The organism is Streptomyces sp. NPDC059452, from assembly GCF_042750035.1.
Taxonomy (GTDB): Bacteria; Actinomycetota; Actinomycetes; order Streptomycetales; family Streptomycetaceae; genus Streptomyces.
Genome location: NZ_JBHYVE010000012.1, coordinates 24,020 through 33,294, shown reverse-complemented (window position 1 = coordinate 33,294; position 9,275 = coordinate 24,020). Strand labels below are relative to the sequence as shown.

General features: G+C 74.6%; 3 protein-coding genes. All 3 read right to left on the bottom strand.

Annotated features, from left to right (window positions below; all coding sequences use genetic code 11):
- Positions 1–70 precede the first annotated feature (70 nt).
- Genes ACFW9Z_RS17655 through ACFW9Z_RS17645 form a run of 3 tightly spaced genes read right to left on the bottom strand, consistent with a single transcriptional unit; the run spans position 71 to position 9,189 of the window.
- Positions 71–6,271 carry an SDR family oxidoreductase gene (locus ACFW9Z_RS17655; RefSeq protein WP_384641205.1) on the bottom strand — a complete coding sequence of 2,067 codons (6,201 nt, stop codon included), beginning with the start codon at positions 6,269–6,271 and terminating at the stop codon, positions 71–73.
- Positions 6,272–6,327: 56 nt separating this feature from the next.
- Positions 6,328–7,962, bottom strand: coding sequence for a PfaD family polyunsaturated fatty acid/polyketide biosynthesis protein (locus ACFW9Z_RS17650; protein ID WP_384641202.1), 1,635 nt, complete (start codon positions 7,960–7,962; stop codon positions 6,328–6,330).
- A gap of 51 nt (positions 7,963–8,013) precedes the next feature.
- Positions 8,014–9,189, bottom strand: a complete 1,176-nt coding sequence (locus ACFW9Z_RS17645; protein ID WP_384641199.1) for an SDR family oxidoreductase — start codon at positions 9,187–9,189, stop codon at positions 8,014–8,016.
- Between the last annotated feature and the right edge of the window lie 86 nt (positions 9,190–9,275).

The window sequence follows — 9,275 nt, the reverse complement described above, 5'->3', positions numbered from 1 at the left end:
GGGTCTCACTTCACGGCAGGGCGGCGGCCGGGGACGGGGCAGGGGCGCGGGGTGGTCGCCGGGGACGGAGTCAGGAGGGGCGGCGGACGAGTTCGACACCAATCAGTTCCAGCCGTACGGAACCGTCGGCGTCGATCAGCGCCGCATCGCAGCGCGCCCCCGTGTCGTGCGCCTTCCGCCCCCGCACCACACACCGCACGGTGGCGTCCACCGGTCCGCGCCGGTACACCCGGCACTCGGCGACGGCCATCGGCAGCGTCGCCGCCCCGAGCACCTCCGCACCCCAGAGCAGGGAGAGCTGGAGCGCGCCGTCCACGGCGGCCGGGTCCAGCGGCCCGTGCTCACCCGGCCACTCCAGGGCGCGCAGGCCCGCGACAGTCGCCTCGGCTCCCTGCTCCGAGACACCGCGCACCGTGCGCAGGGTCTGGAACCGGGGGCCGTGGAAGAGGACCTTCCCGTCGTAGAGCTCGCCCCGGCCGAGGGGCTTCAGGCCGTCCGGGGTGTCCCACACGGCCGCGTCGGGCTCCCCGGCCCCGGTGTCACGTACGGCCTCGGTGTCCAGTACGGCCCCCGTGTCCAGTACGGCCCCCGTGTCCAGTACGGCCCTGAAGTGCGCCACGCCGTCCTCGCCCCGCAGCTCCGCCTCCAGCCCCGACGGTGAACCGGGCGTGCCCCGGCTGCCGAGCACGGTGAGCCGGTGGCCCACGCCGGACAGCTCCGGCAGGGCGTACTTCTTGTACACCCGCAGATCGCACAGGACGAGCGGACCGGCGGCGGGCAGCCAGGCCGTGGCCGCGCCCGCGAACCAGTTCAGGACCAGCGCCACGGGCAGCACGGGAACCCCGGCGGGCGCGTGGTCGGCAAGCTGCGGAAGGGTGTCCGAGCGGACCAGCAGCTCCGCGCGGCGCGGTTCACCGCCCGGCGCCAGGGCCGCCGGGTCGTCCCCGGCCGCCAGGACGACGCGGGCCTCCCCGGCGGCACCGTCCAGCTCGGCCGTGAAGGCCGCGGCGCCCTGCTCCAGGGGGATGAGCGGCACCCCCGACCGGCCGAAGCGGGCGGCCAGGGCCGGGGTGACCATGCCGCCCTGCCAGGGGCCCCAGGCCAGGGACCGCACCAGGCAGCCGGGGCGGCGGGCCTGCTCGGCCGACGCGACCTGATGAAGGACCTCGTTGGCCATCGCGTAATCGCTCTGACCCGGGTTGCCGAACACGGCGGCCACCGAGGAGAACAGGCAGATCGTGTCCAGGGGATCGTCCGCCGTCGCCTCCAGCAGCGCCCGCAGACCGTCCACCTTGGTGGACATCACCAGCTCGGCCTGCTCGTCGGTCTTGTCGGCGATCCGCTTGTCGGCCAGCACCCCCGCACCGTGCACGAGGCCGGTGACCGGCCCCCATGTCTCGCGTACATCGCGCAGGGCGGCGGCGAGGGCGTCACCGTCGCGGGCGTCCACCTGGACGTACCGGACGGGGGACCCCGCCGCCTCCAGCCCCGCCAGCGTCGCCCGCACCTCGCGCGCGGCCAGGATCTCCCGTGCCCGTTCCGCGATCCGGGCGGGCGAGGAGTCCGCCGCCCCCGGGCCGGAGCGCTCCGCGAGCAGCCGGGTGAGCGCGGGTTCGTCGGCCGCCGACGCCAGCCCGGCGGGTTCGGCGGCCGGCTCCGTCCGACCCAGCAGCACGATGTGGGGGCGGTGGGTCCTGGCCAGGTCGAGCAGGGCGGCGGCGGTCACTCCGCGGGCTCCTCCGGTGGCCACGATCACCGAGGCGCCGGAGATCCGCCGGGTGTCACCGGGCACCACCGGCTCGGGCACCATCCGCAGGAGGGCGCGGGTACCGTCCGCGCGGAGGCCGACCTCCGCGTCGGCTCCGCCCTCGAAGAGCTCCCGCACGATCGCCTCGGCGACCTCCTCGTCGGACCGGCCGCCCCGCTCGCAGTCGATGACCCGGACCGAGGCGTCGGGCCACTCCTTCGCCGCGGTCCTGGCCAGACCGGCGACCCCGCCCAGCCATGCCCGGCCGGGCGCGTGGCCGCCGAGCCCGAAGTCGCCCCCGGTGTCCTGGACGCCGACGAACAGCCCGCCGCCTGCGGCCGCCCGTGGCGCCACCGCGCGCGCCGCGCGGAGCGCCGACCGGTGGACCTCCCGCGCCTCGTCCGGCGCCCCGCTCGCGGTGAGCGCGCCGAGGTGCACGACACCCCGGGCGCCGTCCGGCACCTCCGCCACGGCCGTGGCGTCCACGCCGCGCTCCGTCAGTCTCCGCGCCACGAGATCGGCGACACCGGACCCGTCCGTGCCCTCGCCGGTCACCACGACGGGCCCGTCCAGCAGCCCCGCCGTGGCCAGCCCGGAGGCCGACGACTCCACCACGCGCGGTACCAGCCTGGTCAGCGGTGCCCGCGCGCCCGGGGCAGGGGGTTCGGACACATCCGGGGCGGCGGGGGCCTCGGCGGTGGCGGAGGCCCCGGCCTGCTCGTGGTCACCTGAGGGGCCCGGGAAGGGCCCGGGCACGGCGCGGGCCTCCGGACCCGGAGTCGCGGGGCTGCCGCCGGTGAGCGCCTCGACGATCTCACGCAGCGTACGGAGCTTGCCGAGCTGCCCGACATCTCCCGTCGCCACGTCACCCGCCTCCCGGCGTACGGCCGACAGGATCTCGACGCGCTTGATGGAGTCGACGCCCAGATCCGCCTCCAGCTCCATGTCCAGGGTGAGCATGGCGGTGGGATAGCCGGTGAGCCGGGCCACCACCGACAGGAGCAACTCCTCCAGCTCGGACGGCGAGAGGGACACCGCGTCGTCGGCGGAAGCGGCAGCCGGAGCCGGAGCCGGAGCCGAAGTGGGAGCGGCAGCCGGAACGGGAACGGGAGTCGGAGCCGGAGCCGCTTCCGGTGTGGGGGACTGCGTTGCTACGGCCCCGACGGCCGCTGGGGGTACCACGGAGGGAGGGGCGGCTGCCGGGACACCGGTCGTGGCCGGAACCGTGGGGGCCACAGGTGCCGGTGCGTGCCGCGGTGACGAGGCGCGGGGGAGCGGCAGCGGCGCGGCGGCCGGTACGTCCTCGACCCGACCGGCGGTCGGCGCCCCGAGCATCGCGGTCAGGGTCGTCTCGGTCATCCGGAGAAAGGCGATGTGGCTGTCCGTCAGCATGCGCTGGCAGGCCGCGTGGGCCTCCGCCGTCCGCTGCTGGACACTCGCGACGGCGGCGAACCAGTCGCCGTCGGCCCCGGAGCCGTAAGGAATACCGGCCTGCCCCTCCGGCGAGAGATCCGGCCCGGGCTCCGGCTGCCAGGGTGCGGGAGCCGTCCCGTACGCCGACGGCTGCGGGGTGGGGACAGGGGAGGAAGGGGACGCGGGCATGGGGACCGCCGGGGTGTCGGACGCGTAGGCGTGTACGGGGACGGGGTGGGGGCGGAGCTCCGGCTCGCGTTCCGGTGCGGCCGGGGGCTCGGCGGGCGCGGCGCGGGGTGGCGGGGACTGGCCGTAGTTGGCTCCGCTGATCTTGACGGTCATTCGGGGCTCGCGCTCCTTCGCTGAGGGTCCGGGCGGGGCGTACGGCGCCCAGAGAGGGTCGAGATCGAGGGGGACACCGCGTACGGCGAGTTCGCCGAGCGCGGCGTGCAGGGTGTCGGCCCCGGCCCGACCCGGCCGGTCCAGCGGCACGGCCGCGTACGGGCGGTCGCCGAGGATCTGCCCGACCAGCCCGGTCAGCGCCGTGCCCGCGCCGACCTCGACGAACGTGCGGACCCCCGCCGCGTACATCGCCTCGATCTGGTCCTGGAAGAGCACCGGGGAGGTGAGATGACGGGCGATCCGGCGGCGCACCTCATCGGGGGACGTGGTGGGGTAGGGCGCCGCGTCCGCGTTGCCGTAGACCTCGATCCGGGGCCCGGCGACCGGCACCGTGCGCAGGTACGCGGTGAGCGGTTCGACGGCCGGGGCGACCAGCGGGCTGTGGAAGGCGGTCGACGTGGCCAGCCGACGGGTGGCGACGCCCTCGGCCGAGAACGCCTTCTCGGCCCGCCCGATCGCCTCCACCGATCCCGAAAGCACCACTTGGCGCGGGGAGTTGTGGTTGGTGGGCCAGATGTCACCGAACCCGCCGTCGGCCAGCACCTCCGCCACATGCGCGCGGTCCGCCGCCACGGCCAGCATCGCCCCCGGGACGGTCGCCGCGTCCCGCATCAGCTCACCGCGGTGCCGGGCCAGACCCACCAGGGACCCGGCGTCCAGCGCGCCCGTGCAGTGCAGCGCCACCAGCTCACCGAAGCTGTGCCCCGCCACGCAGTCCGGCCGCAGCCCCAGCTCCCGTACCACTTCCAGCAGCGCCAGCGAGTGCACCGCCAACGCGGGCTGCGCCCACTCGGTGGCATCCAGCACGGCCCGCCGGGCGGCCCGTTCCTCGTCGGTGAAGGCGGGCGGCGGGAAGACCACCCGGTGCAGGGGCGGGCCGTCGAAGCGGGTGGTGCCCAGCCGGTCCCACACGGCCTGGGCGGCCGGGGCCAGCATCGCGAGACCGGCCCCCATCCCGACGTACTGGGACCCCTGCCCCGGGAAGAGGAAGCCGATCCGGCCGGGGGCGGCCTCCCCGTAGGCGTACCGGATACCGGCGGGCGTCGAGAACGGTGCGCCGGGGCTTCGGCGGATCAGCGCGAGGGCCTGTGCGTGCCGCGTCCGCAGGTCCTCGCCATCGGTGGCGACGACGGCCAGCCGCATCAGGGCGGCGGGTGAGAAGGAGGCCTGGCTCTCCCGTGCCGTGGCGGCCAGTGGACGGCCGTCGTCCGCCCCGGGCGGCAGCACCAGGTCCGAGGGGGATTCACCGCTGAACAGGACGAGTTCGCTCGGGGCGGAGCGATGGCGCGGGGCCGTACGCCCCGGGGTGCCGGAGGGTACGTACTCCTCCAGCGTGACGTGGAAGTTGCTGCCGCCGAAGCCGAAACTGGAGACCGCGGCCCGGCGCGGGTGACCGGTGGGCCGCACCCAGGGGCGGGTCTCGGTGTTGACGTAGAACGGGCCGTCCGGGTCGGCGGCGGCCGGGTTCGGCCGGTCGACCTTCACCGTCGGGGGCAGCACCTTGTGGTGCAGGGCCATGACCGCTTTGAGCAGCCCCGCCGCGCCCGCCGCACACTTGGTGTGGCCGATCTGCGACTTGACCGAGCCGATCGCACACCACTGCCCGTCCGTACGGTCCGAAGCGCCGAACACCGTGCGGAGCGAGGCCAGTTCGGCGGAGTCCCCGGCCTTCGTGCCGGTGCCGTGCGCCTCGACCAGCTCCACGGTCCCGGGCCCGTAACCGGCCTCCTCGTACGCGCGTCGCAGCGCCCGTGCCTGGCCGTCGGGCAGCGGGGCGTAGATCGCCGCACTCCTGCCGTCGGACGAGGAGCCGATGCCCCGGACCACCGCGTGGATCCGGTCGCCGTCACGTTCCGCGTCGGACAACCGCTTCAGCGCGTACATGACGACCGCCTCGCCGAGCATGGTTCCGTCGGCCGCCGCCGAGAACGGCCGGCAGTCACCACTGGGGGAGAGCGCGGGCGTCTTGGAGAAGCACAGGAACATGCCGATGTCGTTCCCGGTGTCCACGCCACCGCTGATCACCAGGTCGGCCCGGCCCAGGGACAGTTCACCGACCGCCGTCGACAGGGCCGCCAGTGAACTGGCACAGGCGGCGTCGGTGGTGTGGTTGACGCCGTGCAGATCGAACCGGTTGGCGATGCGGCCCGCGACGACGTTGCCCAGCAGTCCGGGGAAGGACGATTCCCGCCAGGGCTCGAAGTGGGCCGAGATGCGGTCGCACACGGCGTGCGCCTCGCTCTCGCCGAGTCCGCTCTCCCGCAGCCCCGCGAGCCACTGGGGGCGGTGAGCGCGCCCGTACATGTGCGGAAGGAGTTCGAGGGAGGCCGCGCCGAGGACGACTCCGGTCCGGTTCCGGTCCACCCCCGCCAGGCCGCCCAGGTCCGTCAGCACCTGGTCGGCGACCATCAGGGCGAGCAGCTGGGACGTGTCCGTCGACGGCAGGTTGGCGGGCGGCACCCCGTAGGCCATCGGGTCGAAGTCCACCTCGGGAAGGAAGGCCCCGCGCCGGACGTACGTCTTGTCGGGGGCGGCCGGATCCGGGTCGTAGTGGTCCTCCACACGCCAGCGGGAGGCGGGCACTTCGGTGATCAGGTCGCGGCCGCCGGTCACGATCCGCCAGTAGCCCGCCGCGTCCGTCGCGCCGGGGACCAGGGCGCCCACGCCGACCACGGCGACGGGGACCTGACGTGGGGTGGAGCCGGACACGTTCTCTCCTTCGGACGGGGCCGTCGTCGCTGACGCCTCGGTGGCGCGAGGGCCGCTCACGCCAGCTCGCACGGCGTGTAGGTGAACGCTTCGGGCGGCAACGGGACGCCGTGGGTACGCAGTTGATGGGCGCGCGTGAGTACGGCGGCCCCTTCGAGCAGGTTGAGCGCGATCTGCACCACGGTCCGGTGCGCCGGATCGGCGAGGAACGTGCCCGCCACCCATTGGTTGAACGCGCCCATCGCGGGCCCGCACCAGATCTGGTAGTCCGCCCGCCGCGACGCCTCCCCGGTGACCGCCCACCGGCTGGAACTGCCCAGGTACCAGCGGAAGACCAGGGCCATGAGGTGTTTGGGGTCGGCCTCCGCACGGGTGATCTCCGCGGGGTCGCGCTGTTCCCAGAACGCGCGCGTACGCCGCCAGGTCTCGTCGAACGGCGCGCGGAGCACGTCACGTTCGATCGCGGTGCGCAGAGCGGGCGGGATCTCCTCCAGAGAGCCGTGGGCCCGGTACGCGGCATGAAGCCGCCCGGCCCGCTGGGCGAACATCGTTCCCCGGGAGAGCACTTGAAGCTTCACCCCGAGCTCGAACATGTCGGCCGCCGGGGCCATGGCCACGTCGGAGACGTCCGCGTCGCAGAGCATCGCCTTGGCCTCGTCGGACAGCCCCGCCTCGACGGCCGTCTGGTTCACCGACCCGACGACCACGTAGGACGCGCCGAGGGCGAAGGCGGCGGCCACCGCGTCCGGTGTGCCGAGACCGCCGGCCGCGCCGAGCCGGACCGGCCGGTGGTAGCCGAACCGCCCGCACAGTGTGTCGCGCAGGGCGGTGATCCTCGGCAGCAGGACCGACAACGGCCGGTTGTCGGTGTGCCCGCCGCTGTCCGCCTCCACGGTGATGTCCTCGGCCACCGGCACCAGGGCCGCCAGCTCCGCCTCCTCGCGGGTCAGCTTCCCCCGGGCGACGAGGGGGGCCAGCAGCGCGGGCGGGGCGGGGGAGAGGAACCTCTCCGCCACCTCGGGCCGGGAGACCTTCGCGAGCAGCCGCGTGCGCCGGACGACGGAGCCGTCGGCGCCCCGGCGCAGTCCGTGGGCCGAGCAGAGCACGACCGCGGGGGTGAGCTCCATGAACGCCGACGCGGAGATCCGGGGGACACCGCAGCGCAGCAGCAGCTCGGCGACACGCCACTCCAGGGTCGGTTCGGCCGGTGAGTGGATGAGGTTGACGCCCCAGTTCGAGCGGGCTCCCAGCTCCTTCGCCAACGTGTGCACGGCCCGCTCCACCTCGGGGTAGGCCAGACCGCCCGCACCGAAGAAGCCGATCATCTCCGCCCGGGCCATCTCCGAGACCATCCGGGTGGTCGCGATGCCGCCCGCCATCTCACCGGCCACGTAGGGGAAGCGGACCCCGTGCGCCTCGCAGAAGGTACGGCCGCCGAGCCACTCGGGGTACAGCGGCGGCAGCGTCCCGAGCACCGGACCGCCGCCGGGTACGGCACCGGTCGCGATCCCCAGCTCCCGGCCGTCCGGCCCGCTGACGATGTGGACGGGCTCCCGGATCCGCCGGACACGGGCCGTGATCCCCTCGGGCGAGAAGACCGGGGAGGAGACCGGGGAGCAGACGGTGGAGGAGACCGGGGAGGAGACCGGCGGGGGCAGGGCGGGGGAGCCGGGAACGGCGAGGACGGACACGGTGAGGCTCCAACGGGAGAGGACGTCTGCTGGCGGTCGGGCGTGCGGGGTTCACGGGGCGGTCGGGAGGGCGGTCGGGGAGCCGTCCGGCGATCGGGCGAGGGTCCTGTCCGCCGGGGGAGCCAGCCCGGACCACAGGTAGTCGAGGCTCACCGGGGCGCAGGCCGCCGACGGACCGAGCCGGGTTCTGACCCGGGTGTCGTCGAACCGCCGACGATGGGCCAGGTAGGCCGTGACCCCCGGGTAGAAGTCCAGCAGCGCTTCCAGCGCGGACGGGTCGTCCGGCTTGGCGGTGACCAGGTCGATCGAGACCGGGACCAGCCGTTCGAGGAGGGCCACGACCGTCGGTACGGGCACATCGCGGTCATGGACGACGTGGTACGTGTCGACCCCGCCCGAGGCCGTCAGACCGGCCAGCGCCACCATGACCTCGGCCGCGTGCTCCACCGGCAACAGGTTCAGCCGGGCGTGCGGATGCCCCACCGTCCGGACGCGGGGGCGACCGTCCGGACCGGGAACGTCCGGACCAGGGCCGAGGGGGTCGGGGCCGTGGGGGTCGGCGGCGCGTCGCGCGTCACGCAGGATCCGCTCGATGACCAGCAGCGGGTGCGAAGGAAGCCCGTGGTGCGGCGGAACGTCCGTGACCAGGATGCTCGGCCGCAGGACCAGGGCCGGGCGGCGGTGTTCCCGGGACCACGCGTGTACCAGCAGCTCCGCCTCGTACTTGGACCGCTCGTAGGCGTTCTCGAACCCGTCGGTGTCGTCCAGCTCGTCCTCGTACGCCACTCCCGTGCGCCGCCCGCCCGCCACGAACGCGGTGCTGACGTGGTGGACCACGGGCCTCCGGCGGCCCGCGGTCGCGAGCTCCAGTACGTGCCGGGTCCCTTCGACGTTGGTGCGGCGCAGCTCGGGGAGGTCGCCTTCGAGGTTGATGCTGCCCGCACTGTGCCAGATCGTGCCGAGGCTGTCGGCCAGTGTCTGGAACGCCCGTCCGGGCAGGCCCAGTCGCGGCAGTGTCAGATCGGTCTCCACCACGCGCAGCCGACGGGGGAGCGTGGCGGTGAACGCCTGTGGGGAGCCCGTCAGTTCGAAGAACCGGGCGATGCGGTGCAGGGCGTTCTCCGACCCGGCGTGGGCCAGGACCGTCACCGACCGGTGTGTGTCGAGCAGACGACGTAACAGGCGCAGTCCGAGAAATCCGGTGGCGCCGGTGAGGGCGACGTGCACGGGCGTGGCTCCAGAGGCAGGGGGAGAGCGGAGGCGGGGTGCCGACGTTGCGGCGGCACCGGGACCGGGTGCGGGAGAAGGGAGAA